The following is a 23,336-nucleotide window of genomic DNA, read 5'->3' as shown; positions in this document are numbered from 1 at the left end:
CGCGCATGTTTGGTCGCAAGAAACCGAGTACCGAGAGCGCCGCTTTCCCGCCGGCGCCCGAGCTGGAGCTGAAGCAGCCCGAAACGGCTGCAGCGCCGGCCGCAGCGCCGACGCCGATCAAGGCGGTCGATGACGAGCTGCCGCCGATGCCCAGTCACCTGCGCGCCGTTGGCAAGCCGGTCCTACCCACTGCACCCACCGCCGTATCCGCTACCGCTGGAGCTTCCGCCATGACCGAACCAACCGCACCGACCCCGACCTTCCGCCCCGAAATCGCCAAGCGCCCGGTCGACCTGGCGCCCAAGGCCGTCGTGCAGGCCACGGCTGGCGCCGCGCCGGCGAGCGGCTCGCAGTCGTCCAGCAATGCCGAGCCGAAGGTTCTGCTCATCGGCCGCGAAATCAGCCTGACCGGCCAGATCACCGCCTGCGACAAGGTCGTCGTCGAAGGCCGCGTCGAAGCCCAGCTCACCGACAGCCGTTTCGTCGAGATCACCGAGAGCGGCCAGTTCAAGGGTTCCGCCGAAGTGGACGAGGCCGAAATCCGCGGCCGCTTCGAGGGTCGCTTGAGCGTGCGCGGCCGCCTGCTCATCCGCGGCTCGGGCAAGGTCTCGGGCGAGATCGCCTATGGCCAGGTCGAGATCGAATGCGGTGGCGAAATCTCCGGCACGGTGCAGACCGTGGCGGCGGGCCGCACATCTTCGTCATCCGCGGCGGCTGAATAACTTTTCTTCCGCCTCACGTCTGTTTAAGCTGCGCGGCGTGAAAACGCCGCGCATTCTTTTTGCCCTCATCCTGCCGCTCGCCCTGGCGGCCTGCGGCGGCCGTTCCGCCGGGCCCGCCGCATCCGGCGAGGTGCTCGACCTTTCGCTGGTCCATGCCCGGCCCAACGATCCCCCCCGCCGCGCCGTGTCGGCCGATGTGGTGCGCAAGTCCGAGGCCGAGGCGCGCGCGCTGTTCGGCACACCGACCACGCTGCGCCGCGAACCGCCGGGCGAAGTCTGGCAGTACCAGGCCGAGGCGCCGCGCTGCACGCTGCTGCTGTTCCTCTATCCCGATGATGCCGCCGCGCGGCTGCGCGTCAGCCATGCCCAGGTCTTGAGCCGCGTGCGTGGCCAGACCGTGGATGACAGCGACTGCCTTGCCGCTCTGCTGAAAACCCCGCAGCCCGGCCGTCCGGTTTCCTAAGACAGAAATTCCCTTCTGAAGGCGGCGTAGGTCAGCACACGCAGGCCCGATTGCGTTATCCCTGTGTCGTCGGTCACCAGCAGATCGCAATGCTGCGCCGCCGTGGCTGCGATCACCGCATCGCGCGAGGCATCCATCGGCAACTCTACAGCTGGCACGCGCTGTGCCTTCAGCTGATGCAATAAATCGAACAGCCTCTGCCGCCGCGTCGCATCGGCGATCTGGTGCAGCTCTTCCGTCTGCACGGAAGTGATCACGATGGTGATGTCTGCAGCCAGGATTCTCTCGGCGTCGTCATGCGCCAGCGCGGCATCGAAGGCGTTGCTGTCGAACATCACGCGGGTCATGGCGCGCTTTTACGCCATTCCGCCGGCGTTTGCCCGGTCCAGCTCTTGAAGGCACGATGGAAGTTGGCGACATCGGCAAAGCCCAGCCGCGCCGCGATTGCCGGCACGCTGCGCTCCGCGTCGCGCAGCAGGTCTTTCGCCAGCGCACAGCGCAGGCTGGTCACTTCCGCCTGAAAGCTGGTGCCGCGCTCGGCCAGCCGGCGCTGCAGGGTGCGCGGCGTCATGCGTAAGGCGGTTGCCGCGCCCTCGATGCCGGGCTGTGTGTCACCCGCGAAAGCCGCGCGGAGGCAGTCGGCCAGGTCGCGCAGCAACGCATCGCCGCCATCGTTCAGGCGCGATAGCTCGGCCTGCGCATAGCCCGACAGCACCGACTTCAGCCCGGCATTGGCCTGCCGCACCGGCAGTGCCAGCACCTCCTCGGAGAGCAACAGCGAGTCATCCTCTGCCCCGAAGATAATAGTCACCGGCCCGAAGATGCGGCGGTGTTCCTCCAGGCTGGCGGGCGCCTCGTGGCGGAAACGCACCGCCTGCGGCAGGATCGCCTGGCCGCAGAGCCAGCGTGTGAAGGTGAGTGTCGCCGTGAGCACCGCTTCCACGCGCTGCCGCCGGCAGGGCCAGTCAGGATCGAAGGGCAGATACAGCAGCCGGATAGCGCTGCCTTCGTCGCGCGCCGCGAACCGCCCGCCGCCGCCGACCAGCGGCGCGAAGCGTTCGGCCTGGGTGGCCGCCTCGCGTAAGCTCTCACAATTCATCAGGAGCTGGCCCAGCGCATCGAAGGAGCCCGGCCGCGCCTGCTCGCCCACATGCAGGCCGAGCGCCGTATCGCCGGTCAGCCGCTGGGCGGCGAGCCAGATATTCGAGACCGCGTCATGGGGCAGGCGCGGAGCCGGGCCATCGAGAAGCCCGGCTGGCAGCCCGGCTTCGGCCAGAATCATGGCCGGTGCAGCAGCACGATGGCCATGTGCCTGCACCGCATCCAGCAGGGTGCGCACATAGCCCGCCGCCACGCTGCGCGACCAATCCTCAGGCCCGGTATCCGTCATTGCGTCCTCAGGGGCCGGCGGGCTGGCGCGGAACGACAATGCCCTGTCGCGTTGCGCCATCGCCTCCCGGCCGGTTTGGCCCCAGAATGCCGCAGCAAGCCGGCGGGAACAACCACAGCCGGCAGGGAGGAAATCATGGCCGATGCATCGCTTGATGCCGTGCTGATCCAGATCGATTCAACCGGCCAGCTGGTTCTGGGGCTGGTTCTGGCCCTGATCATGTTCGGCGTGGCGCTGGATTTGCGCTTCAGCGACTTCGCTGAAGTGCTGCGCCGGCCGCTGGCGCCGCTGTCGGGCCTGGTGGCCCAGCTTGTCCTGCTGCCGGCGGTCACCTGGGCGATCACCATGATCATGCAGCCGCTGCCCAGCGTGGCGCTGGGCATGATCGTGGTCGCCGCCTGCCCGGGCGGCAACCTGTCCAACCTGATGACCCATATGGCGCGCGGCAACACCGCGCTCTCGGTCAGCATGACTGGCATTTCCAGCCTGTTGGCGGTGGTCACCACGCCGCTCAACATCATCTTCTGGGCCTCGCTCAACCCGGCCACCGCCGTGCTGCTGCGGCAGGTGAGCATCGAGCCGGTGTCCTTCATCGGCTCCACCGTGCTGCTGCTCGGTGTGCCGATGGTGGCCGGCATGACCACGGTGCGGCTATGGCCCAGGCTGGCGGAAAGGTTGCGCCGCCCGTTCCAGATCCTGTCTTTCCTGTTCCTGATCGTCTTCATCGTCGGCGCCACGGCGTCGAATGCAAAGCATCTCACCGCCTTCCTGCTGCAGATCCTGCCGCTGGTGGCCCTGCACAATACCGTTGCCGTGCTGCTCGGCTGGCTGACGGCGCGGGTCTGGCGCCTGAGCGACTTCGACACCCGCGCCATGACCATCGAGGTCAGCATGCATAACTCCGGCCTGGGGCTGGCGCTGATCCTCAACCATTTCGACGCGCTGGGCGGTGCTGCCCTGATCGCGGCCGGCTGGGGCGTGTGGCATATCGTGTCGGGCTGGGCGTTGGCGGCCTGGTGGAAGCGCAAGGACCGCCTGAAGGAACAGGCGGTATGAGCAACGCCAATAGTTATGGGGGCACACTGGTCACCGGCGCGGCCGGCTTCATCGGTCATGCGCTGATCAAGGCGCTGCAGCATGATCCGGCCGCCCAGCCGCTGATCGCTTTCGACCTGCGCGAGGTGCCGGCGGAGAAACGCTTGCCCGGCGTGACGTATCTCACCGGTGATATCCGCGACGCCAGCATAGCCGTGCTGTTCGCGCAGTACCGGCCGCGCTGCGTGGTGCATCTGGCCTCGGTGGTGGCCGCCGGCGGTGATGAGAAACGCGACTACGAGATTGATGTCACCGGCACCGGCCATGTGCTGCAGGCCTGCCTCGCGGCCGGCACCAGCCATGTGATCGTCACCTCCAGTGGTGCGGCCTATGGCTACCATGCCGACAATCCGGTTCCCTTACGTGAAAATGATGCGCTGCGTGGCAATGAGGATTTCGCCTATGCGCGCCACAAGCGCCTGGTCGAGGAACTGCTGGCCGGCTGGCGCGCGAAATACCCGCAACTGAAACAGACCGTGTTCCGGCCCTGCACCGTGCTGGGTCCGGGCACGACAAACCAGATCACCGCGATGTTCCGCCGGCCGCTGGTGCTGGGCCTCACCGGCACGGCGACGCCGTTCTCGCTGATCAGTGATGGCGATGTGGTGGCGGCGCTGGCGCAGGCGGTGCGCGATGGCCGCGCCGGCATGTATAATCTGGCCAGTGACGGCACCATGAGCCTGCGTGCGATCGCGCAGCGTCTGGGCAAGCCGTATCTGGCGATCCCGCCAGCGCTGCTGAAAGCCGTGCTGTGGCTGCTCAATCTGCTGGGCACCACCAAGCTCGGGCCTCAGCATGTGAAGTTCATCCAGTACCGCCCGGTGCTGGACAATACGCGGCTGAAATCCGAGTTTGGCTATGCGCCGGTGCTGGATGCAGCGGCGGTGTTCGAACGCTTCGTGCAGGCGGAAAAGTCATGACCTATCTGGTGATCGGTGCCGGCCCGGCCGGCCTTGCCGCACTCAAGAGCCTGAAGGCCGCCGGCCTGCCTGTGGAGGCCGTCGAGCGTCATGCCGATGTCGGCGGGCAATGGTTCTATGGTGGCTCGGCCAGCGCAGTCTATGCCTCCACCCATCTGATCTCGTCCAAGCGCACCACGGCTTTTGCCGATTACCCGATGCCGGAAGACTGGCCGGCCTATCCCGGCCGCGCCCAGGTGCTGGAGTATTTTCGCGGCTTTGCGAAACATTTCGATCTGTATCCGCTGATCCGTTTTGGTACGGGGGTCAAGACACTCACGAAGCAGGGCGAGGGCTGGCGCGCCAGCTTCGATGACGGCAGCAGTCGCGATTATGCCGGCGTGGTGATTGCCAACGGGCATCTCAGCGATCCGCTGCAGCCGCGCGTGCCCGGCGATTTCACCGGCACCGTGATGCATGCCAAGGATTACAAGTCACCTGATATCTTCAAGGGCAAGCGTGTGTTGGTGGTCGGCATGGGCAATACCGGCTGCGATATCGTGGTTGACGCCATTCACCATGCGACCCAGGTGCTGTGGAGCGTGCGCGGCGGCAATCACTTCGTGCCGAAATTCCTCGCCGGCAAGCCAGCCGATGAGGCCAACCACAAGCCCAAGCGCTTTATCCTGCCGCCGAAGCTGCGCGCCATGCTGCATGAGCCACTGTTGCGCCTGCTGGTCGGTCCGCCGGAACGATTCGGCCTGCCGAAGCCGCAGCATCGCCTCTATGACCGCACGCCGATCGTAAACTCGCTGGTACTGCAGCATCTGGGGCAGGGCGATGTGGCGCTGCGTAAACAGGTAAAAGCGTTCAAGGGCGAGCGCGTGGTCTTTGCGGATGGCGTGGAAGACGCCGTCGACCTGGTGCTCTTCGCCACTGGCTATCGCATCACCTTCCCATTCCTCGACGACTTGGCGCTGTTGAACTGGCAGCCGTTGCAGGCCGCGCCGCGGCTCTATCACAACATCTTCCCGCCACAGGATAACGGCTTGTTCGTGGCCGGGCTGCTGGAAGGGGCGGGTGTCGGCTGGCCGGGCCGGGCGCTGCAGACCGACCTGATCGCCGCCTATCTAACCGCGAAGCAGAAGCGCCCGCAGGCAGCCGCAGCATTTCGCCGCAAAATCTCCGATACGTTGGCCGCGCCGGCCAAGGATGCCGGCGCCCATGGCATCTTCGTGGATTTCCTGACCTACAAGCGCGATCTGCAGAAAGACATTGTGGCCCTGCAGTGACTACCGTTCGTCCGGCGCCTTGGTCTTGGGCTTGAAGTCGCAGTCCATGGCGACGACGCAGCGCCAGCAGTCCGGGCTGCGCGCCTTGCAGATGTAGCGGCCATGCAGGATCAGCCAGTGATGGGCATGCTGGCGATATTTCGCCGGCACGACTTTTTCCAATTTCAACTCCACGGCCAGCGGGGTTTTGCCCTTGGCCATACCGGTGCGGTTGCCGACGCGGAAGATATGTGTGTCGACCGCGATGGTATGTTCGCCCCACAGCACGTTCAGCACCACATTGGCGGTCTTGCGCCCCACGCCGGGCAGCGCTTCCAGCGCGGCGCGGTCGTGCGGCACCTCGCCGCCATGGCGGTCAATCAATAGCTGGGAAAGGGCAATGACGTTCTTGGCCTTGGAATTAAACAGCCCGATCGTCTTGATATGCTGCTTCAGGCCCTCTTCGCCCAGCTTCAGCATCGCCGCGGGGGTGTTCACCGTCTTGAACAGCGTCTCGGTCGCCTTGTTGACGCTCACATCGGTCGCCTGGGCCGACAGCGCCACCGCCACCAGCAGTGTATAGCCGTTGACGTATTTCAGCTCGGTCTGCGGCTCCGGATTGGCGGCCGCCAGCGTGGCGAAGAAATGTTCGATCTGGGCGGGCTTCATGAGGCTTGCTTGGACGGGGGCTGGTGCATGATCTTTAGACCGTCATGAAACCCTTAGGCAAGCTCGCTCTCCTCTTGGTGTTCCTGTCCGCCACCGATGCCGTGGCGCAGGAACAGTGCCGCCTGCCGTCGCGCATCGAAACGAATGCCTGTCCTGCACAGGCCCGCGAAGGGTCGCGCGGCACGAAGGGCGATTTCGATCACTATGTCCTGAGCTTCAGCTGGTCGCCGGCTTTCTGCGAGACGCCGGCCGGGAAGCGCAGCGCCATGCAGTGTCGCGACAACCGCTTCGGCTGGGTGGTGCATGGCCTGTGGCCGCAATATACCGACCGCCGCGCGGGACAGTTATGGCCGCAATACTGCGCGCCGGTGCAGCCGGTGCCCGAAGCTGTGCTGCGCCGCCATCTCTGCGCCTCGCCCGATCCCCGGCTGATGCAATGCGAATGGGCCAAGCATGGCAGCTGCAGCGACTTCGCCGATCCGGCCGGCTATTTCGCCGCCATCGAAAGGCTGCGCGCGGCGCTCAGCCTGCCGGAACCGCAGCCGGGCCAGAATTCGGCTGCGTTGGCAACCGCGGTGCTGAGTGCCAATGCGGGCCGTGGCCTTGAGCGCCGGCATCTGCGCGTGCTGGGCGATGGCCGGAGTGGCATTCGCGAGCTGCGCCTGTGTTTCGACCGGAATCTCGAGCGCAGCGTCCCCTGCGGACATTAAATAGCGATAACCTCTGCGCGTATCGAGATTGTCCTTACACGTCCTGTGCTATTGTTTACGCGGATAATCCGTGTGAAATTTCCAGGAACGGCATCGTCGCCGCTGGGGGGATAAAACCATGTTTCAACGCTCAATCGGGGCGCGGCTGATCGCGGCCATGCTTGGCATCACCTTCGCCGCCATTGCGGTGATCGCCGGCTACATGTTCATCAAGCAACTGCGCACTGCTGATGAGGACCTGCGCGACGATCTGATGACGAAATACGAGGCCGTCCAGGAAGGCATCGAATTCGAGGGCCGCTCCATTTCCGCCGCCAGCGCCATTCTCAGCGGTATGAAATCGCTGCAGGAGATCGTCGCCCGCGCCGATCGCGAGGCGGGCCTGGCGCTGCTGGCCGAACCGATGAAAAATGTCCGCGAGCGCCTTGGCATCGGCCTGATCACGGTGCAGCTGCCGACCGGCGTTGCGCTGCTCCGTGCCCATTCTCCGGCCAACCACGGCGACAACGTGTTGAGCCGCCGCCAGACGGTGAAGCAGGCCATCGAGACATCCAAGCCCTATACCGGTATCGAGCCAGGCCGCGAGACGCTCAGCCTGTTTTCTTCGCATCCGATCATGCATGAGGGAAAACTGGTCGGCGTTGTCGATACCGGCACCAACCTGGGCGAGGATTTCCTGCAGCGCATGAAGCGTCGCCTGAATGTCGACCTCACGCTGCATCTGCTGAGTGACGACAAGATCATCGTCTATTCCAGCACCTTTGCTGAGAAGACGCTGACCGGCGAGGCCGATTATCGCGCGGCGCTGGCCGGCGAGCGGCCGGTCAAGCGCGGCGTGCTGAAGGGCCACCAGGTCACTGCGATGCTGGCCCCGGTGAATAATTTCTCGGGCAAGGCCATCGCCGTGCTCGAGATCGTGCAGAATACCGAGAAGCAGGCAGCCGAAGCACGCAACGAGCTGATCATTTTTGGCCTGATCGCATTGGTCACCCTGCTGCTGAGCGGCGGCATCGCCGTCTGGATCAGTCGCGGCTTGACGCAGCCGATCTCGGCCATGACGGAAGCGATGCAGACTTTGGCCGCCGGCAATCTGGATTGCACCATTCCGGCGCAGGATCGCGTCGATGAGCTGGGTGCCATGGCCAAGGCCGTGCAGGTCTTCCGTGAACAAGGCGAGGAAAACCGACGCATGTCGGCTGAACGCGCCAGCCAGCGCGAGGCTTTTGAGGAGCAGCGCAAGGCACAGGAAGCCGAACTCGACCGCTCGATCGGCGGCATCGTTGCCGCCGCGGCCCAGGGCGACCTGAGCCAGCGCATCGCCGTCGACAATATGGAAGGCGTGATGCGACGCCTGGGCGATGGTGTCAACGTGCTGGTATCCACCACTGACGGTGCGCTGAAGGAACTGGGCGTCGTGCTGAACCGGCTCGCCGAAGGCGATCTCGGCGGCCGCGTGCAGGGCAATTATGCCGGCGTCTTCGCCGAGCTGCAGCGCGCCACCAACAGCATGGCCGAGCGCATCAGCGACGTGGTGCGCAGCCTGTCGCAGAATGCGGAATCGGTGAATGCGGCGGCATCGGAGATTTCCTCGGGTAGCCAGGATCTGGCCAGCCGCACGGAAAGCCAGGCGGCTTCGATCGAAGAGACGGCGGCCTCGATGCACGAGATCACCACCACCGTGCGCCAGAACGCTGATAACGCCCAGGCTGCCAACCAGTTGGCGCTGGCGGCGCGTGATACGGCGGAGAAGGGTGGCAAGGTTGTCGCTGACGCAGTCACTGCCGTGACGCAGATCGAGGGCAGCGCCCAGAAGATCTCCGATATCGTGTCGCTGATCGACGAGATCGCCTTCCAGACCAACCTGCTGGCGCTGAATGCCTCGGTTGAGGCGGCCCGTGCGGGCGAGGCCGGCAAGGGCTTTGCCGTCGTGGCACAGGAAGTGCGAGCATTGGCGCAACGCTCGGCCAATGCCTCGAAGGACATCAAGGCGCTGATCTCTGAATCGAATGCGCAGGTGAAATCGGGCGCGGCGCTGGTCAACCAGACCGGCAGCTCCCTGGCCGAGATCGTCAATGCGGTGAAGAAGGTGTCGGATATCGTGGCCGAGATCGCGGCGGCGTCGCGTGAACAGGCCACCGGTCTCGATCAGGTCAACACCGCTGTCGGTTCGATGGACGAGATGACCCAGCGCAATGGCGCGCTGGTGGAAGAGACCTCGGCCTCGGCCCAGGCGCTCTCCGGTCAGGCGCGCGAGCTGGCGCAACTGGTCGGCTTCTTCCGCCTCAAGTAACTGCTGTCCGCTGCAGGTCGTATCCGGACGATATGGCCTGCACGCGGGAGCTGCGTCGATAGGCGCATGCTCTTATGGAAGTATACACCAGTTACTAGTTTTTAATGACACATTGTACAACCTGAATCGCGTATTCTGATCCCGGGTTTTGGCAGGGGTCGGACGGTGAGCCTTTCAGGGGAAAGCAAGCGATTGCGGCGCGAGGCGCTCGGTCTGCTGGCGCAGGTCGAGAAGCAGGGGCTGGAAATTGCCCGGGCCTATCAGCATGGCGCCGAGGCATCGGGCAGCTTCGTCGATTTCCGCCGCTTCATCGAGAAAGTCGACCATTTCTACGTTTTCGTCGATCTGGTGGAAGACCGCCTGCCGCGCTTCGAGGATGAGCGCCGCGCGGCACTGATGCGACATCTGGCCGATATTCGCTGGCGTATCGTCATCGTCGAGGTCGATACGACGCAGATCTTCCTGGTGCGCATCGGCGAGTCGAGCCAGCCTTGGCCATTGGGCAGCCGTCAGTTCCTGCAGCGTCGTCTTGAGCGGCTGAACGAGATCGGCGCCTATTACGACGTTTTTGGTGAACGCTACAATCTCTCGCCGCTCAGCGAGACGATGGTGCGTGCGGTGGGCGATCTGCTGAAGGCGCAGATTCCGAAGACCACGGCGCTGAACGATTTCAGTATTGATGCGCCGGTCGAGCGGGTTCGTTCCGGTGACATGTCGATCCAGCTCGATCGTGGCGCGTCACCGCGCAAGGCGTCTCCCCGTCCGTTGCCGCCGAGCCCCTCGCCGCCACCTTTCCGGGTGCGCGAGATGGACGGGCGGTTCTATGTGGATCGCGAAAGCCTGATCGCGGTGACCGAAGCCTGCCGCACGGCAGATCTGGGGCTTGACGATCTGGCGCGTCAACTGGGCATCAACCGCCCCACGCTGGTGCTGCTGCTCAATGGCAACGATCCGATTGCGCGCGGCCCGATGGAGGAGATCCGCGCCTTCGTCAGTCGCCACGGTGGCCGCTGTGCCTGACCCACTCCCGCCTGGTTCGGCGACTGTCGCGCCCGGCGGGTCCAGTGCGCAGTTGGCCTATGAAGTCGATGAAATCAGCCGCGTCATCACGGTCGCCTATATCGGCGAACTGAATGATCAGATCGTGCTGGATTTCTATCGCGGCCTGGTCGTCCACCGGCCCGATGCCCCGGATTACGACTTCCTGCTCGATCTGCGTTACACTGTATGGGCGGCCCAGATGGAGACTATCGTTGCAATCGATAGCCTGTTCGACGATACGGGCGCGCCCGGCCGGCGTGTCGCCGTGGTGCGCAAACCGCATACACTGACAACCGACGAACGCAACAGCGCCCTCATCCGCCATGGCATCGGCCGTCGTGAAATCCGCTACTTCGGTGCGCTTGATCAGGCGACGGATTGGCTGACTGGGCGTCGCGGGTGAAACTCATCCGCATCCGACGCAATGGTCCATGGCAATCGCAGGGCCGATCTCAGGAAAGTGAGGCCGGCCCTGCAAATACTCCTGCGCGGTATCGCTATTCGCGCTTAAGCTTTAGCCGGGCGCAGCGCCCAGAGGGTAGTTGGTGATGGGCGGGGGAACAGGCGATGGCCACGCGGCAGCGCTGGGTCTGATCACGCAGTTCGAGCGTCAGTCGCTCGGTCTTGCGCGCGACTACAATAATGGCGACGGCATCGCCGACAATTACACCGCCTATCGTTCCCTGACCGAGCGGCTCGACGAATTCCATGTCTTTGCGCGACTGGTGGAGAACCGCCTGTCCGATATCGATCCGGCCAAGCGCGCAGCCCCGACACGGCAGGTTGTGGATGTGCGCGCCCGTGTCCTGCTGATGGAAGTCGATGCCATGCATAATTTCCTGGCGCGCTTCGCCGATGGCGGCAAACCCTGGCCGCTGGGCAGCAAGGCCTTTCTGACAAAGCAGCAGTCCCGGCTCGAGGAAATCGCGGAAGACCATCGCGACCTGGCGGAGCGGCATGGACTGGAGCCCATGGATGCAGCCCGGATCGCCGAGATTGTCGCGCAGTTTGTCGCGCAGTTCGAGCGCATCCAGGGACAGGAAAGCTTTGGCACCCGTGATTTCAGCGCGGGCCTGGAGGATTTCTCGCTCTCGATGCGCCGCCGTCCGGAGCCGGAGCCGGAACCGCCTGCGGCACCGGCGGTCGCTGCCGCACCGCCGGCTGAAGATGAACCACAAGCCGCAGATGCGGCGCCGTTCGTCGCCGAACCGGTGGGAGAGAGTGTCGAGGAGTTCCCGATACCGCTGTCGCCCACGCCGCCGCCGCCACCGCCTGCTGCCGCAGCGCCGCGTCCAGGCAAGGCGGCCGCCGCGGCGGCCGCGGGTAGCTTCCTGAAGCCCAAGCAGAAGTTCAAGGTCAAGAACAGCAACGGCAACAACTATGTCGAGGCCGGCGGCCTCGCCATCGTGGAGGATGCCTGCAAGCACGCCAAGCTCACGCTGAACGACCTGGCCCGTGAGATGGGCATCAATCGCGCGGCCCTGGTGCTGATGCTGAACGGCAGCGATGCAATCGAGAAGAAGCCGCTGACGCAGCTGCGCGCCTTCATCATGCGCAACGGCGGCTTGATCTGAGGCTCAGGGCTACTCGGTCAGAATTCGACGTCGAGTTCGTCGAGGTCTTCCGGTTCGGCCTTCGCGTCGGCAATCCAGTCCTGCATGATCGGCCAAGCCATCACGGTCTGGCAGTAGGCGGTGCAGGCCGGATCAAGTTTCACATCATAAGTCAGGAAGCGCGTGCAGACCGGCGCATACATCGCATCGGCCACCGTCGGCTTCGATCCAAACAGCCAGGGACCGTTATAGGCGGTGAAGCAGTCGCGCCAGATGGTGACCACGCGGTCGATATCGGCCTGGGCGCCGGCCCAGACCTTGAAGCCCGGATACTGCGCCTTCAGGTTCATCGGCAGGGCCGAGCGCAGGTTTGAGAAGCCAGAATGCATTTCGCCGCTGATCGAGCGGCAATGCGAGCGCTGCACCTTGTCGACGGGCAGCAATCCGGCATCAGGGAAGATTTCGCCCAGGTAAGCGGCGATTGCCAGCGTGTCCCACACGGAAATCTGTCCATGGGTGAGTCGCGGCACCAGGAAGGACGGCGACAGCAGCAGCAGTTCGGCCCTGGTGGAAGGGTCGTCACTGGAAAGCAGCTTTTCCTCGAAATCCAGCCCGGCCATGCGGCAGAGCAGCCAGCCGCGTAGCGACCATGAGGAATAGTTCTTACTGCTGATGGTGAGCGTGGCCTTCATCAAGCGGTCCCCCGGACTTTCGTCTGATACATATATCTCGCATTGCAGCACAAACTGCATTAGCTTTTTTCATGAAACCGGAACGGCAGCCGTGGGGGAGTGCCGCCGGTGGGGGCACAGGGTGAACCCCGCGCCCCCGGACCATCGAGGCCCATGCTTTATTTCGCCTATCAGACCCAGGCCGACCTCATGGCCCCGCTGCGCCGGCTGGCCGAAAGCGCCCTGCCGGGCCTGCAGCAGATGGCTGCCTTCAATCCGGGCCTGCGGGCGCTGGCCGCCTATACCGAGATGGTGTCGCGCGCCGGCATCAGCCATGCCCGGCCGCCCTATCACATCGATAGCGTGCGGGTGGGCAACCGCGAGGTGGGAGTCATCGAGGAGCCGTCCCTGGTCACGCCGTTTGGCACGCTTTTACATTTCAAGAAGGACATTGACGCCAGCCAGTCGCATATCGGCGTGCAGCCACGCGTGCTGGTGATCGCGCCGCTGTCAGGCCATTTCGCCACGCTGCTGCGCGACACCGTGCTGACCATGCTGCCCGATCACGATGTCTACATCACCGACTGGCATAATGCGCGCGACGTGCCGCTCAGCGCTGGCCGCTTCGGCTTCGAGGAATATGTCGAGCATCTGATCACCTTCCTGGAGACCATGGGTCCGGGCGCGCATATGGTGGCGGTGTGCCAGCCCTGCGTGCAGGCGCTGGTGGCGGCTGCCGTGATGGCCGAGAGCAAGAACAAGGCGCAGCCGCGCTCGATGACGCTGATGGCTGGGCCGATCGATACCCGCCTCAATCCCACCAAGGTGAATGTGCTCGCCCAGGAGCATCCGATCGAGTGGTTCCGCGAGAAGCTGATCTCCACCGTGCCGCCGGGCCTGCCCGGTGCCGGCCGCAAGGTCTATCCAGGCTTCGTGCAGCTCACGGCTTTCATGAGCATGAACATGGACCGCCATGTGAAGGCGCATGTCGAGCTGTTCGAGAATCTGTGGCGCGGCGATATCGAGCCGGCGATGAAGACCAAGGATTTCTACGACGAGTATTTCGCCGTGCTCGATCTGACGGCGGAATTCTATCTCGAGACCGTGCAATGGGTGTTCCAGGAGCATCGCCTGCCCAAGGGCGAACTCACCTATCGCGGCAAGCCGGTGAACCCCAAGGCGATCAAGCGCACGGCATTGCTCACCGTGGAAGGCGAGCGCGACGACATCTGCGCCATCGGCCAGACGGTGGCGGCGCATGACCTCTGCACGGGGCTGAAACCCTACATGAAGCGCCATCACCTGCAGGCCGGCGTGGGCCATTACGGCGTGTTCAGCGGCAAGCGCTGGGCCAACCAGATCTATCCGCTGGTGAGAAACACCATCCTGGCGAGCGAATAAGGCTTAAAGCTCCGCCATCGATCCGGCCGGATAGGTCGCGTCCTGCGACCGTCTCTCACCTGCAGGGGCATTCGCCGCCCACGGCGCGTTTTCATTTGCCCATGTCTGAATCTCAACCTGACACACGCTGCCATCCTGCGGCATAGCTGCGTTCGCAACGAACAGTCCCGTTCCGGAGCGCAGTATGATTATTGCCGCCAATCCAGTGCTCAAGGCTGCCCATGACTTCTGGCGTAGCTTGCCGCAACCGGTGAACATTCCCGATATCCGCCTGCTGGATGTGGCGACGATCCCGCGTGCCATCCTGCCGCATCTGGTGATTGCCGAAGTCACCCGGGCGAATTTCGATTTCGGCCGCCTGCGGCTGTGTGGCAGCGAAATTATGCGCTGGTTCCGCGAAATGCCCGAAGGCATGGATGTGAAGGCGCTCGCCGCCCTCACCGAACCCACTTATATCCAGCATCTGCGCGATCTGATGGCGGAACTGATCCAGCGCCGCAAGCCGATCTACAGCCGCAGCATTTACACTCTGCCCGGGCTGACCGAGGGTGATCCGGAAAACGTCATCACCGCCGAGCGCCTGGTGCTGCCGATGGCCGATGGTGGCACGCCGGTGGAATGCCTGGTGATGGTGCAAACCCTGCACGCCAGCGATAGCCGCGCCGCGCCGATCCGCTTTCTGCCGCCAGAGCCAGGCGTTGCCATGCGGCACGATCCGTTCGAACCAATCTCCTGATCATCGAACCCGGCGTGGGCCAGCGGCTGGCGATGGAGTAGGGCTGGAAATTGGTGGAGCCGAGGGGAATCGAACCCCTGACCTCCTCATTGCGAACGAGGCGCTCTCCCATCTGAGCTACGGCCCCAAGCCGGTGCGCCAGCCGATCAGAAAGGGGACCTCGCAAGGGTCCCGGCCGGGCGGGCTAGCAAGTACCAAAGCGGCCGGGTTTTGTCTACCGCCCCCGGCATGATTCGGCGGTCTGCCCGGCTCCGGCTCCGGACCCTGACCGGGCCTGATCCGGGGTGCCGGTTCTGGCGGCCGGCATGCTTTTCCGGTCTTTTCGAGGGGACGGAGACACCCGTCACGCCGGCTCGGGTTGCGTTTCCCGGGCCCTGCCGGTATCACTCGGGGCCATCACCGCGCCTGTCCGCGATCCCGGAAATGCCCCGGGTACCCGGGCGGCCCAGAGGAGCCCGGAAAGGTCGATGCATTCGTTATTCTGGCTGCTGGATACCATCCTCGAAATCTACACCTGGCTGCTGATCGCCTCGGCGATCCTGAGCTGGCTGGTCGCCTTCAACGTGATCAACACGCGCAACCGTGCGATCTATCTGATCGGCGACTTCCTCTATCGCGTCACCGAGCCAGTGCTGCGCCCGATCCGGCGCATCCTGCCCAACTTGGGCGGCATCGATATCTCGCCGGTTATCCTGATCCTGCTGATCCTGTTCCTGCGTCAGCTGATCCGGAACGACATCGCGCCGCTGGTGCTCTAAGAGCCGCCGCTGATCGCAGCGAAACCATACCGCCTGCAACAGGACGGCCTACGGCTGTTCGTACGCCTGACCCCGAAAGCCGGTCGCGACAGTATCGATGGGCTGAAGCCCACGGTGGATGGCGGCGTCGAGCTCGTGGCGAAGGTCACCGCCGTGCCGGAAAATGGCAAGGCCAACGCGGCCCTCCTGAAGCTGCTGGCCAAGAGCATGAAGCGTCCGGTCTCGCAGTTCGATCTCGTTGCCGGCGCCACCGACCGCCACAAGCAGATTCTCATCGGCGGCAACGCCACGGAAATAGAAGCCGCGCTGGCACCCTGGTTCGCCGCGCTATTGCTGAAGGAGTAATGCCATGACTGCAATCCAGATCGACGGCAAGGCCGTCGCTGCCGGCCTGCGCACCGAGATTGCCGCGAAGGTGCAGCGTTTCCAGGCCAAGGCGAAGCGCCTGCCGGGCCTCACGGTGGTGCTGGTCGGCGATGATCCGGCCAGTGAAGTCTATGTGCGCAACAAGGGTGTGCAGACGCGCGAGGCCGGCATGGTCTCCAACGAGATCAAGCTGCCGGCCGACACCACGCAGGCGGCCTTGCTGGAGGTGGTGGCCAAGCTGAATGTCGATCCGGCCGTGGACGGCATCCTGGTGCAGATGCCGCTGCCCAAGCAGATCGATACGCAGGCCATCATCGCCGCCATCGATCCCGCCAAGGATGTCGATGGCCTGCACCCGGTCAATGCGGGCAAGCTGAACCAGGGTATTGAGGCGCTGGTGCCCTGCACGCCGCTGGGCTGCATGATCCTGCTGGACAAGGCCGGCGTGAAGGTCAGCGGCGCCAATGCCGTGGTGATCGGGCGTTCGATCCTGGTCGGCCGGCCGATCGCCGCCCTGCTGCTGGCGGCAGACGCCACCGTGACGATTGCGCATTCGCGCAGCCGCGATCTCAAAGCCATCGTGTCCCAGGCCGATATCGTGATCGCTGCTGTCGGCCGGCCGCAGATGGTGCCGGGCGACTGGATCAAGCCGGGCGCCGCCGTGATCGATGTCGGCATCAACCGCATCCCCAAGGATGATGGCAAGACCAGGCTGGTCGGCGATGTCGATTTCGCCTCGGCTGAAAAGGTTGCCGGCGTCATTACCCCGGTGCCGGGCGGCGTCGGGCCGATGACCATCGCTTGCCTGCTGCAGAACACCCTGACGGCGGCCTGCTATCGCGAAAAGCTCGATCCGAAGACACTGTAAAGCCTGCGCCGTAACGGCATGCCGCCACGTCACGTCTTCCCAATCGCCCGGACAGGCATAATCTGAAGGCATGGCAAAGCGTCTGCCGCCCCTTCTGGCCCTCGAGGCCTTCGACGCCGCCGCGCGCACCATGAGCTTCAAGGCGGCGGCGGCCGAGCTCAATCTCACGCCCTCGGCGATCAGTCATCGCGTCAAGCAGCTGGAGCAGCATCTTGGCCTGTCGCTGTTCCGCCGGCTTAATCGCGAGATCCGTCTCACGGAAGCCGGGCAGGACTACTACAACACCGTGCGCCGCGCTTTCGACCAGGTCGCCGATGTCTCGCGCCGCGTCGGCCAGTCTAAGCGCATCGAGGAGCTGCGGCTGTCCTCGGTGCCGATCGTCGCCGCCACCTGGATCATTCCCAACCTGGCGGAATTCCTCGATACCCAGCCGGCGCTGCGGCTGTTCGTCGAATCGTCGCAGCGCAATGCCGATTTCGCCCGCGATGCGGTGGATGCGGCGATCCGCTTCGGCGACGGGCGCTGGCCCGGCCTTGCGGCGGTGAAGATCACCGATATCGCCATGGCGCCGATCTGCACGCCGAAGCTGGCGCAGAAACTGAAAAGCCCGCAGGACCTGCGCAGCCAGACGCTGATCCATCTCAGCACCTTTCCCGATGCCTGGCCGATGTGGCTGCGTGCCGCCGGCATCGCCGATCTGGCGGGCGGGCGGGAAATCTGGGTCGACAACGTGGCGCAGACGACGGAAGCCGCCGAGCGCGGGCTGGGCGTGGCGCTGGGCGTGGCGCCGCTGATCGCGCCGCGCATCGCCGAGCAGAAGCTGGCCATGCCATTCGCGCCGCTGGTGAAGGCCGAGCATGGCTACTGGTTCGTCTGTCGCCGCGCCGATGCCGACAAGCCGGCGCTGCAGGCGTTGCGCGACTGGCTGCTGGTGCTGATGCGGCGCGCCAACCGGCAGATGAAGCCGCTGCTGCCCCGATCTGCGGTGAAGGGGGCGGCGGCCACCAAGACCGCAGCCAATGGTATGCGACGCAAGCGGAGCTGAGCCGTCACGCTAATTCTTGAGGGCTACGCCTTCAGGATCAATTGAATCACGTTCATGCGATTTCGTTCGATTCACGGGTTGTGACGCCCTTTTGGGTGATCTTAGGTCGCCCGCATGGAACAGTCCCGATTCGACATCGCCGCAGTCTCCATTCCCGTTGCAGACGGACAGCGCCTTGCCGGTACGCTGGCCTGGCCGGCGCAATCGAATGGCGTCAGCGTCCAGATCAACAACGCCACCGGTGTCTCGCGGCGCTACTATGCCAGCTTCGCCAGCTATCTGGCCTCGCGCGGCTTCACGGTGCTCACCTTCGACTATCGCGGCATTGGCGGTTCGCCGCAGACTCCGGGCGCGCCGCCGCCGCGTATGCTCGACTGGGGCCGTCGCGACATTCCGGCAGCCGCGGAATTTCTCGCCAGCCGCACGCCGGGTGAAAACCGCGCCATGGTCTGCCATTCCTTCGGCGGCCAGATGTTGGGGCTGATGCCGAAGATCGGCGAGATCGACGCCGTGCTCGCCATCGCCTCTCAGAACGGTTACTGGCGCAACTGGTCGCTGCGGCACCAGTTCCGGCTGTTCCTGTCGTGGTATGTCGCCTTTCCGCTGGTGGTTAGCCTGCTCGACCGGATTCCAGGCTGGTGGCTGGGGGGCGAGGCGCTGCAGGGCAGTATCGCGCGCGACTGGCGCCGCTGGTGCTGCACGCCGGAATACCTGGTCGATGACGACGGCAAGCCGCTGCGGCCCTATAACGCGCAGCTGCGTGCCGCCATGCGGCTGATCAGCTTCGACGACGATCATGATTTCGGCCCGAAGAAGGGCGTCGACGAACTGATGAAATTCTATCCGGTGACCGATATCGAACGCCTGCATGTCGCGCCCAAGGACTGGGGCGTCAGCCGCATCGGCCATTTCGGTTTCTTCCATCGCGACTTCCCGACCAAACTCTGGGCCAAGCAGGCCGACTGGCTCTATGCCGCCGCCAAGCGCCAGCATTGGACCCATACCCAGGATTCGGCAGTCGGCCGCAGCGTCAGGTGAACGAAGCTCATCTGACCCCCGGGCTTTTGCGGTTGCCCGGGTCCGGAGAGCGCTTTTATGGTCGCCGGCATGAGCAAGACCGACATCACGATTCCCTGTGCCGATGGCCAGATTCTGGCCGCCAGCCTGTTCGAGCCGCAGGCCTCTAATGGCCTGAGCCTGCAGATAAACGGCGCCACCGGCGTGCCGCGCCGCTATTACGAAGCCTTCGCTGCTTTCATGACCGCACAAGGCTTCACGGTGGTGACATTCGACTATCGCGGCATCGGCGGATCGCTGCACACGCCGGGTGCGCCGTTGCCGCGCATGAATGATTGGGGCCAGCAGGACTGCCCGGCCGTGCAGGCCTGGCTGCAGCAGCGCCATCCCTCGCTCACCGCCACGCTGGTCTGCCATTCCTTCGGCGGCCAGGTGCTGGGCCTGATGCCGCAGGCGGACAAGATCGCGGCGGTGACGACCATCGCCTCGCAGCATGGCTACTGGCGCAATTGGGCCATGCGCTTCCAGCTGAGGCTGGTGCTGGTCTGGTATCTGTTCGTGCCACTGGTTCTGGCACTGCGTGTCCGGGCGCCGGCGGCGCTGTTCGGTGGTGAACCGCTGCCGCGTGGCGTGCTGGCCGACTGGTCGCGTTGGTGCCGGTCGCCGCATTATGTCTGCGACGAGGCTGGCCGGCCCTGGCGACCCCATAACGATGCGGTGAGCGCTAGCATCCGCATGATCAGCATCGCCGACGATCACGACTTCGGCCCGAAGCGCGGTGTGGATGCGCTGCAATCCTACTATCCCAATGCGCATATCGAGCGGCAGCATGTGGTGCCGACTGACTGGGGCCTGCCCCGCATCGGGCATTTCGGATTCTTCCGCAAGGAGATGCCGGCCGAACGCTGGGCTGATATCGGTGCCTGGCTGGTGCGGGCCGCAGCGCGCAAGGGTGAAAAGGCCGCCTGATCCTTAGCGACCCCGCGTGCCGCCCAGGGCGGGAAAACCGCCTGGTTGCGGATCGGGCCCGCGGCGCAGGATTTCCAGTCGCGCCCGCATTGCCTCGATCTCGGCCTGCTGCGCGGCGATGATCTCCTCGGCCAGGCGGCGGGTCAGCGGATCCTCGCCATGCTCCAGGGTCAGCCGCGCCATGTCGATGGCACCTTGGTGATGCGGAATCATCATGGCCAGGAAATCGATATCCGGATCACCGCTGTAACCGGGCGCATGCATGTCCTGCATCATCCTGGCCATGTCGAGCTCCATGCGGGCCTCAAAGGCGGACGTCCGTTTCGCCGCGCCATGCGCGCGACCATGCATGTACATCGGCGGGGTTGGCATATCGAAGGCCAGCGCCGCCGCCAGCAGCGATACCAGCAGCAGTGCACCGCTCAGATATTTCGGTTTCATGGTCAGCCCGAATGTGTCGGGCTGCCGGGCCGGTAATAGACCAGGTTGATGCTCTTCTTGTTGCGCAGCCTGCCCGACGGCAGATCAAGATGCCCGAGCGGAATCTGTGCGACGAACCTCGGGGTATGGGGATCCGAAACGTCGAAGGCCGTGCAGACGGTCTGGCCTTCATTCGGTGTGCCGGGTAGCTCGTCCTGCTCATGCGCGACATAGAGCATGGTGTGCGACGGGTTGGTCCACAGGCCATGCGCCTCGCGGCCATGGCTGAAGAAGCTGCCGGTCACCTTACGCTGGCCTGGCGCGGCGGCACGGTCGATGATGGCAATGCGGCTGGAGGCCACGCCGCCGGGGCCACCGTCATCCACGCGGGCGAAGCTGGCATAGACCACCTTGCCACGGGCATTCTCGACAAATTCCACATGGTTGGGTCGCGCCAGTTCGCCCAGCGGCACATGATCGACCAGGCGGACGTCGCCATCAATGCTGCGGGCCGACAGGCCGTCGGCCAGCTTGTGGCTCAGCCACATCTCGCGGCCATCCGGCGCCATCTTCAGGAAAGGTGTGAAGCCGAACCTGTCCTGCTCGGCGATATCCACCGTGCTGCGCAGGCGCGGTCGACTGTAGCCGTCCTTGCCCACATTGGTATCGTAGATGGCGATCTTCGGCACTTTCTGCGACACGGCAAAGGCCAGCGCGCCATCGCGCGAGAACCAGACTTGCGCCGGGCCATGCACCGTCGGCACATAGCCGCGGATGGCGCGCACATCCTCGCCGGCCGATTCACGCTTGGCCAGCTCGACATCGACGATGGCGAAGCGGTCTTCACCGCGCAGCGATACCCAGATTTCCTTGCCGTTGCGGCTCCAGGTCGGCTCATGCGGTTCGCGGCCGACCAGAACGCCGCTGGTGATCGCTTCCTTGCTGGTGATTTCACGCGCCAGCGGATTGAGCCGATTGCCGATCACGCGCCTGGTGCGCACATCGATCAGGTAGATGTTGCTGCTGCCGCGACCGGTGACGGCGGCCATGGTCTGGTCGGGTGAGGGCGCTGCGCCGTGGATATTGATCGCGCCGTGATATAGCGGCTTGGTCACCATCGCGGCATGGGTGGGGATGGTGCCGCCGGTGACAAAGCGGAAGGGCGGGCGCGGGTCGGCGTCGAAGCTGGTGAGGTTGATCGTGGATTCGACTTTATTGGTATTTGGATCGATCACCGACAGCGTGTTGGAATCCTCGTTGCAGATCAGGATGCGGTCGCCGGGCTCTATATCGGTGGCATGAGCTGCGCCCGGCCATGATGCGCCGCCAAGCGTGGCGAGTGCGCCGGCCGTGGTGGCCATGAGCATCTGTCGGCGATTGAGGTCCATCTCGTGTCTCCAGCGATTGCGTCGTGGAGATGAGACTCCGTTGCGGGATGTTTATTCCCGCACGCGGGCTTTTTTTAAGATCGCCGCGGTCATAATCCACGCACGCTAACCCTGTGGAGTTAGTCCCTTTGCGCTAAGGGGCCGATCACGCTGCCGTCCCAGCCGCCGCCCAGCGCCTTATAGAGGTCGACACTGGCGCCAAGCCGGCCGAGCGAGGCCTGTACCATGGCGTCATTGGCGGAGAAGACTGAGCGCTGTGCATCCAGCAGTTCGAGGAAGCCGACGGTGCCAGCGCGATAGCGCGCCTCGACGATGCGATAGGCATCGCTGGCCTGGGCATAGGCTTCCGACGAGAAGCCGTACTGGCGGCCGGTATTGACGGTGGCGCCCAGGGCATCCTCGGTATCGCGGAAGGCGCTCAGGATCGCGCCGCGATAGGTTTCGACCAGCTCATCCTTGCGGGCGCGCGACAGTTCCTCACCGCCTTCCAGGCGGCCGCCCTGGAAGATCGGTGCGGTGAGCGAGGCGGCGATCGAATAGATCATGGTGCCGGGATCGAACAGCGCGCCCGTGGTGCCGGCCTGGGTGCCGGCGCGGCCGGTCAGGTCGAGGCTGGGGAAGCGCGCGGCGCGCGCGGCACCGATGTCAAAATTGGCGGCCTTCAGATCGGTCTCGGCCTTGCGCAGGTCGGGACGGCGCAGCAGCAGTTCCGACGGCAGTCCGGCGGCCACGCGCGGCACGGTCAGGTTGGCCAGCGTGGCGCCTTCGACGCGGAACCCTTGAGGGTTGCGGCCGAGCAGCACGGCCAGGGCATCCAGAGTCTGGCGCTCGGTCTGTTCCAGCACGGCGACCGAGGCGCGCTGGGTCGCGACGCTGGCACGCTGCGTGGCGACTTCGTAATCGGTGATGATGCCATTGCGGCGCTGGGTCTCCAGCAGCTCCAGCACGCCCTCGGCCGAGCGCAGCGTCTCGTTGGCGAGCCGCACGCGGTCGCGCACCGACAGCAGCTGGAAATAGGTGTTGGCAATATCGGCATAGAGCGTGATCGCCACTGTCTCGCGGTCGTAGCGGCTGGAATCAAGCCGCGACAGCGCTGCATCGGCATTGGCGGAATTCGCGCCGAACAGGTCGAGCTGGTAGCCCACGGTCAGGTTGCCGCTGAAGCTGTTGCGGATGATCGCGTCGTTGCGGCTGCTGCTCGTGGTGGTCGTGCCGCTGCTGCTGCTCGCGGCCTGGCGGCCCGAGCGGGTGCGGCTGGCGCCGGCATCGATGCCGACGGTGGGATAGAGCGCTGCCCCGGAAATCTTGGCCTGGGCCTCAGCCTGGCGGATGCGGGCGACGGCGGCGCGCAGGTCGGTGTTGTTTTCACGCGCCGAAGCGATCAGGCGGTCGAGCTCGGCCGAACCGAATCCGGTCCACCAGCTCGCTTCCGGCCAGACATTGGCGCCGTCCTGGCGGCTATCCCAGGCGGCAGGCGCCTCGACCTTGGGCTTGAAGTAATCCGGCACCATCGAGCAGGCGCCCAAGGACAGGCTGGAGACGGTAAGCAGCGCGACAGCCGCGGTGGAAGAAAGCATGCGCATGGGGAGTGTTC

General features: G+C 64.8%; 25 protein-coding genes and 1 tRNA gene. 18 read left to right on the top strand and 8 right to left on the bottom strand.

Going from position 1 to position 23,336, the window contains the following annotated elements; all coding sequences use genetic code 11:
- Positions 1 to 5: 5 nt before the first annotated feature.
- Both AC1RRT_RS07185 and AC1RRT_RS07180 read left to right on the top strand, forming a co-directional pair.
- Positions 6 to 722 (top strand): bactofilin family protein, encoded by a 717-nt coding sequence (locus AC1RRT_RS07185; protein ID WP_493013091.1) that lies wholly within the window; start codon positions 6 to 8, stop codon positions 720 to 722.
- Positions 723 to 759: 37 nt separating this feature from the next.
- Positions 760 to 1,185, top strand: a complete 426-nt coding sequence (locus AC1RRT_RS07180; protein WP_493013090.1) for a hypothetical protein — start codon at positions 760 to 762, stop codon at positions 1,183 to 1,185.
- Here the strand turns inward: AC1RRT_RS07180 and AC1RRT_RS07175 are convergent.
- The gene (locus AC1RRT_RS07175; protein ID WP_493013089.1) at positions 1,182 to 1,532 is read right to left on the bottom strand and encodes a PIN domain-containing protein; all 351 of its coding nucleotides are present in this window, start codon (positions 1,530 to 1,532) and stop codon (positions 1,182 to 1,184) included. The two genes, AC1RRT_RS07180 and AC1RRT_RS07175, sit on opposite strands and share 4 nt — an antisense overlap.
- Complete coding sequence (locus AC1RRT_RS07170; protein WP_493013088.1) at positions 1,529 to 2,575, bottom strand: AraC family transcriptional regulator; 1,047 nt, start codon at positions 2,573 to 2,575, stop codon at positions 1,529 to 1,531. Before AC1RRT_RS07170 ends, AC1RRT_RS07175 begins: the two co-directional genes overlap by 4 nt.
- Before the next feature lie 135 nt (positions 2,576 to 2,710).
- On the opposite strand from AC1RRT_RS07170, the gene AC1RRT_RS07165 reads away from it, so the two are divergent.
- Genes AC1RRT_RS07165 through AC1RRT_RS07155 form a run of 3 tightly spaced genes read left to right on the top strand, consistent with a single transcriptional unit; the run spans position 2,711 to position 5,861 of the window.
- On the top strand, positions 2,711 to 3,631 hold the full coding sequence (locus tag AC1RRT_RS07165) for a bile acid:sodium symporter family protein (RefSeq protein WP_493013087.1): 921 nt from the start codon (positions 2,711 to 2,713) through the stop codon (positions 3,629 to 3,631).
- Positions 3,628 to 4,590, top strand: coding sequence for an SDR family oxidoreductase (locus tag AC1RRT_RS07160; protein ID WP_493013086.1), 963 nt, complete (start codon positions 3,628 to 3,630; stop codon positions 4,588 to 4,590). The genes AC1RRT_RS07165 and AC1RRT_RS07160 overlap by 4 nt, the downstream gene beginning before the upstream one ends.
- Positions 4,587 to 5,861 carry a flavin-containing monooxygenase gene (locus tag AC1RRT_RS07155; protein ID WP_493013085.1) on the top strand — a complete coding sequence of 425 codons (1,275 nt, stop codon included), beginning with the start codon at positions 4,587 to 4,589 and terminating at the stop codon, positions 5,859 to 5,861. The genes AC1RRT_RS07160 and AC1RRT_RS07155 overlap by 4 nt, the downstream gene beginning before the upstream one ends.
- Here the strand turns inward: AC1RRT_RS07155 and nth are convergent, their stop codons facing one another.
- Positions 5,862 to 6,509, bottom strand: coding sequence for an endonuclease III (gene nth, locus AC1RRT_RS07150; RefSeq protein ID WP_493013084.1), 648 nt, complete (start codon positions 6,507 to 6,509; stop codon positions 5,862 to 5,864). It abuts the gene before it with no gap.
- Between the two features lie 44 nt (positions 6,510 to 6,553).
- Here nth and AC1RRT_RS07145 point away from each other — a divergent pair, with 44 nt between their 5' ends.
- The 5 genes from AC1RRT_RS07145 (at position 6,554) to AC1RRT_RS07125 (ending at position 12,124) form a co-directional block, all read left to right on the top strand.
- The gene (locus tag AC1RRT_RS07145) at positions 6,554 to 7,219 is read left to right on the top strand and encodes a ribonuclease T2 family protein (protein ID WP_493013083.1); all 666 of its coding nucleotides are present in this window, start codon (positions 6,554 to 6,556) and stop codon (positions 7,217 to 7,219) included.
- A 118-nt stretch (positions 7,220 to 7,337) separates the two neighbouring features.
- Positions 7,338 to 9,509 (top strand): methyl-accepting chemotaxis protein, encoded by a 2,172-nt coding sequence (locus AC1RRT_RS07140; protein WP_493013082.1) that lies wholly within the window; start codon positions 7,338 to 7,340, stop codon positions 9,507 to 9,509.
- 165 nt (positions 9,510 to 9,674) lie between these two features.
- Positions 9,675 to 10,529 (top strand): hypothetical protein, encoded by an 855-nt coding sequence (locus AC1RRT_RS07135; RefSeq protein WP_493013081.1) that lies wholly within the window; start codon positions 9,675 to 9,677, stop codon positions 10,527 to 10,529.
- Entirely contained in the window at positions 10,522 to 10,953 is a 432-nt protein-coding gene (locus tag AC1RRT_RS07130) for a hypothetical protein (RefSeq protein ID WP_493013080.1), read from the top strand. The genes AC1RRT_RS07135 and AC1RRT_RS07130 overlap by 8 nt, the downstream gene beginning before the upstream one ends.
- Before the next feature lie 145 nt (positions 10,954 to 11,098).
- Complete coding sequence (locus AC1RRT_RS07125; protein ID WP_493013079.1) at positions 11,099 to 12,124, top strand: hypothetical protein; 1,026 nt, start codon at positions 11,099 to 11,101, stop codon at positions 12,122 to 12,124.
- A 17-nt stretch (positions 12,125 to 12,141) separates the two neighbouring features.
- Here AC1RRT_RS07125 and AC1RRT_RS07120 read toward each other — a convergent pair whose 3' ends face one another.
- On the bottom strand, positions 12,142 to 12,795 hold the full coding sequence (locus AC1RRT_RS07120) for a glutathione S-transferase family protein (RefSeq protein WP_493013078.1): 654 nt from the start codon (positions 12,793 to 12,795) through the stop codon (positions 12,142 to 12,144).
- Positions 12,796 to 12,948: 153 nt separating this feature from the next.
- Here AC1RRT_RS07120 and AC1RRT_RS07115 point away from each other — a divergent pair, with 153 nt between their 5' ends.
- Both AC1RRT_RS07115 and AC1RRT_RS07110 read left to right on the top strand, forming a co-directional pair.
- Positions 12,949 to 14,175 (top strand): polyhydroxyalkanoate depolymerase, encoded by a 1,227-nt coding sequence (locus AC1RRT_RS07115; RefSeq protein WP_493013077.1) that lies wholly within the window; start codon positions 12,949 to 12,951, stop codon positions 14,173 to 14,175.
- A 184-nt stretch (positions 14,176 to 14,359) separates the two neighbouring features.
- Complete coding sequence (locus tag AC1RRT_RS07110; protein WP_493013076.1) at positions 14,360 to 14,911, top strand: PAS domain-containing protein; 552 nt, start codon at positions 14,360 to 14,362, stop codon at positions 14,909 to 14,911.
- 51 nt (positions 14,912 to 14,962) lie between these two features.
- On the opposite strand, the gene AC1RRT_RS07105 is transcribed toward AC1RRT_RS07110, so the two are convergent.
- Positions 14,963 to 15,038 (bottom strand) — tRNA-Ala (locus AC1RRT_RS07105).
- 340 nt (positions 15,039 to 15,378) lie between these two features.
- Here AC1RRT_RS07105 and AC1RRT_RS07100 point away from each other — a divergent pair.
- The 6 genes from AC1RRT_RS07100 (at position 15,379) to AC1RRT_RS07075 (ending at position 19,934) form a co-directional block, all read left to right on the top strand.
- The gene (locus tag AC1RRT_RS07100) at positions 15,379 to 15,669 is read left to right on the top strand and encodes a YggT family protein (protein ID WP_493013075.1); all 291 of its coding nucleotides are present in this window, start codon (positions 15,379 to 15,381) and stop codon (positions 15,667 to 15,669) included.
- 9 nt (positions 15,670 to 15,678) lie between these two features.
- The gene (locus AC1RRT_RS07095; protein WP_493015153.1) at positions 15,679 to 16,014 is read left to right on the top strand and encodes a DUF167 family protein; all 336 of its coding nucleotides are present in this window, start codon (positions 15,679 to 15,681) and stop codon (positions 16,012 to 16,014) included.
- Positions 16,015 to 16,018: 4 nt separating this feature from the next.
- Positions 16,019 to 16,903, top strand: coding sequence for a bifunctional methylenetetrahydrofolate dehydrogenase/methenyltetrahydrofolate cyclohydrolase FolD (folD, locus tag AC1RRT_RS07090; protein WP_493013074.1), 885 nt, complete (start codon positions 16,019 to 16,021; stop codon positions 16,901 to 16,903).
- A 70-nt stretch (positions 16,904 to 16,973) separates the two neighbouring features.
- Complete coding sequence (gene gcvA, locus AC1RRT_RS07085; protein ID WP_493013073.1) at positions 16,974 to 17,948, top strand: transcriptional regulator GcvA; 975 nt, start codon at positions 16,974 to 16,976, stop codon at positions 17,946 to 17,948.
- Positions 17,949 to 18,062: 114 nt separating this feature from the next.
- Positions 18,063 to 18,986, top strand: a complete 924-nt coding sequence (locus tag AC1RRT_RS07080) for an alpha/beta hydrolase family protein (protein WP_493013072.1) — start codon at positions 18,063 to 18,065, stop codon at positions 18,984 to 18,986.
- A gap of 69 nt (positions 18,987 to 19,055) precedes the next feature.
- Positions 19,056 to 19,934: an alpha/beta hydrolase family protein gene (locus tag AC1RRT_RS07075; protein WP_493013071.1), complete on the top strand. Its 879-nt coding sequence runs from the start codon at positions 19,056 to 19,058 to the stop codon at positions 19,932 to 19,934.
- 3 nt (positions 19,935 to 19,937) lie between these two features.
- On the opposite strand, the gene copM is transcribed toward AC1RRT_RS07075, so the two are convergent.
- The 3 genes from copM to AC1RRT_RS07060 all read right to left on the bottom strand — a co-directional run bounded on the left by copM (position 19,938) and on the right by AC1RRT_RS07060 (position 23,325).
- On the bottom strand, positions 19,938 to 20,375 hold the full coding sequence (copM, locus tag AC1RRT_RS07070; protein WP_493013070.1) for a CopM family metallochaperone: 438 nt from the start codon (positions 20,373 to 20,375) through the stop codon (positions 19,938 to 19,940).
- Positions 20,376 to 20,377: 2 nt separating this feature from the next.
- Positions 20,378 to 21,742 carry a YncE family protein gene (locus AC1RRT_RS07065; RefSeq protein ID WP_493013069.1) on the bottom strand — a complete coding sequence of 455 codons (1,365 nt, stop codon included), beginning with the start codon at positions 21,740 to 21,742 and terminating at the stop codon, positions 20,378 to 20,380.
- Positions 21,743 to 21,861: 119 nt separating this feature from the next.
- Complete coding sequence (locus AC1RRT_RS07060) at positions 21,862 to 23,325, bottom strand: efflux transporter outer membrane subunit (protein ID WP_493013068.1); 1,464 nt, start codon at positions 23,323 to 23,325, stop codon at positions 21,862 to 21,864.
- Positions 23,326 to 23,336: the final 11 nt, after the last annotated feature.

Source organism: Ferrovibrio sp. GW821-FHT12B10 (assembly GCF_058807515.1).
The sequence above is the reverse complement of the archived record's forward strand: the minus strand, read 5'-3'. Positions and strand labels throughout refer to the sequence as shown.

What these genes read in the sequence shown, in the direction of transcription:
- AC1RRT_RS07185 (WP_493013091.1), top strand. Translation starts at nt 6, where the DNA reads ATGTTTGGTCGCAAGAAACCGAGTACCGAGAGCGCCGCTTTCCCGCCG.
- AC1RRT_RS07175 (WP_493013089.1), bottom strand. Translation starts at nt 1,532, where the DNA reads ATGACCCGCGTGATGTTCGACAGCAACGCCTTCGATGCCGCGCTGGCG.
- AC1RRT_RS07170 (WP_493013088.1), bottom strand. Translation starts at nt 2,575, where the DNA reads ATGACGGATACCGGGCCTGAGGATTGGTCGCGCAGCGTGGCGGCGGGC.
- AC1RRT_RS07165 (WP_493013087.1), top strand. Translation starts at nt 2,711, where the DNA reads ATGGCCGATGCATCGCTTGATGCCGTGCTGATCCAGATCGATTCAACC.
- AC1RRT_RS07160 (WP_493013086.1), top strand. Translation starts at nt 3,628, where the DNA reads ATGAGCAACGCCAATAGTTATGGGGGCACACTGGTCACCGGCGCGGCC.
- AC1RRT_RS07155 (WP_493013085.1), top strand. Translation starts at nt 4,587, where the DNA reads ATGACCTATCTGGTGATCGGTGCCGGCCCGGCCGGCCTTGCCGCACTC.
- nth (WP_493013084.1), bottom strand. Translation starts at nt 6,509, where the DNA reads ATGAAGCCCGCCCAGATCGAACATTTCTTCGCCACGCTGGCGGCCGCC.
- AC1RRT_RS07145 (WP_493013083.1), top strand. Translation starts at nt 6,554, where the DNA reads ATGAAACCCTTAGGCAAGCTCGCTCTCCTCTTGGTGTTCCTGTCCGCC.
- AC1RRT_RS07140 (WP_493013082.1), top strand. Translation starts at nt 7,338, where the DNA reads ATGTTTCAACGCTCAATCGGGGCGCGGCTGATCGCGGCCATGCTTGGC.
- AC1RRT_RS07125 (WP_493013079.1), top strand. Translation starts at nt 11,099, where the DNA reads ATGGGCGGGGGAACAGGCGATGGCCACGCGGCAGCGCTGGGTCTGATC.
- AC1RRT_RS07120 (WP_493013078.1), bottom strand. Translation starts at nt 12,795, where the DNA reads ATGAAGGCCACGCTCACCATCAGCAGTAAGAACTATTCCTCATGGTCG.
- AC1RRT_RS07115 (WP_493013077.1), top strand. Translation starts at nt 12,949, where the DNA reads ATGCTTTATTTCGCCTATCAGACCCAGGCCGACCTCATGGCCCCGCTG.
- AC1RRT_RS07110 (WP_493013076.1), top strand. Translation starts at nt 14,360, where the DNA reads ATGATTATTGCCGCCAATCCAGTGCTCAAGGCTGCCCATGACTTCTGG.
- AC1RRT_RS07100 (WP_493013075.1), top strand. Translation starts at nt 15,379, where the DNA reads ATGCATTCGTTATTCTGGCTGCTGGATACCATCCTCGAAATCTACACC.
- folD (WP_493013074.1), top strand. Translation starts at nt 16,019, where the DNA reads ATGACTGCAATCCAGATCGACGGCAAGGCCGTCGCTGCCGGCCTGCGC.
- gcvA (WP_493013073.1), top strand. Translation starts at nt 16,974, where the DNA reads ATGGCAAAGCGTCTGCCGCCCCTTCTGGCCCTCGAGGCCTTCGACGCC.
- AC1RRT_RS07080 (WP_493013072.1), top strand. Translation starts at nt 18,063, where the DNA reads ATGGAACAGTCCCGATTCGACATCGCCGCAGTCTCCATTCCCGTTGCA.
- AC1RRT_RS07075 (WP_493013071.1), top strand. Translation starts at nt 19,056, where the DNA reads ATGAGCAAGACCGACATCACGATTCCCTGTGCCGATGGCCAGATTCTG.
- copM (WP_493013070.1), bottom strand. Translation starts at nt 20,375, where the DNA reads ATGAAACCGAAATATCTGAGCGGTGCACTGCTGCTGGTATCGCTGCTG.
- AC1RRT_RS07065 (WP_493013069.1), bottom strand. Translation starts at nt 21,742, where the DNA reads ATGGACCTCAATCGCCGACAGATGCTCATGGCCACCACGGCCGGCGCA.
- AC1RRT_RS07060 (WP_493013068.1), bottom strand. Translation starts at nt 23,325, where the DNA reads ATGCGCATGCTTTCTTCCACCGCGGCTGTCGCGCTGCTTACCGTCTCC.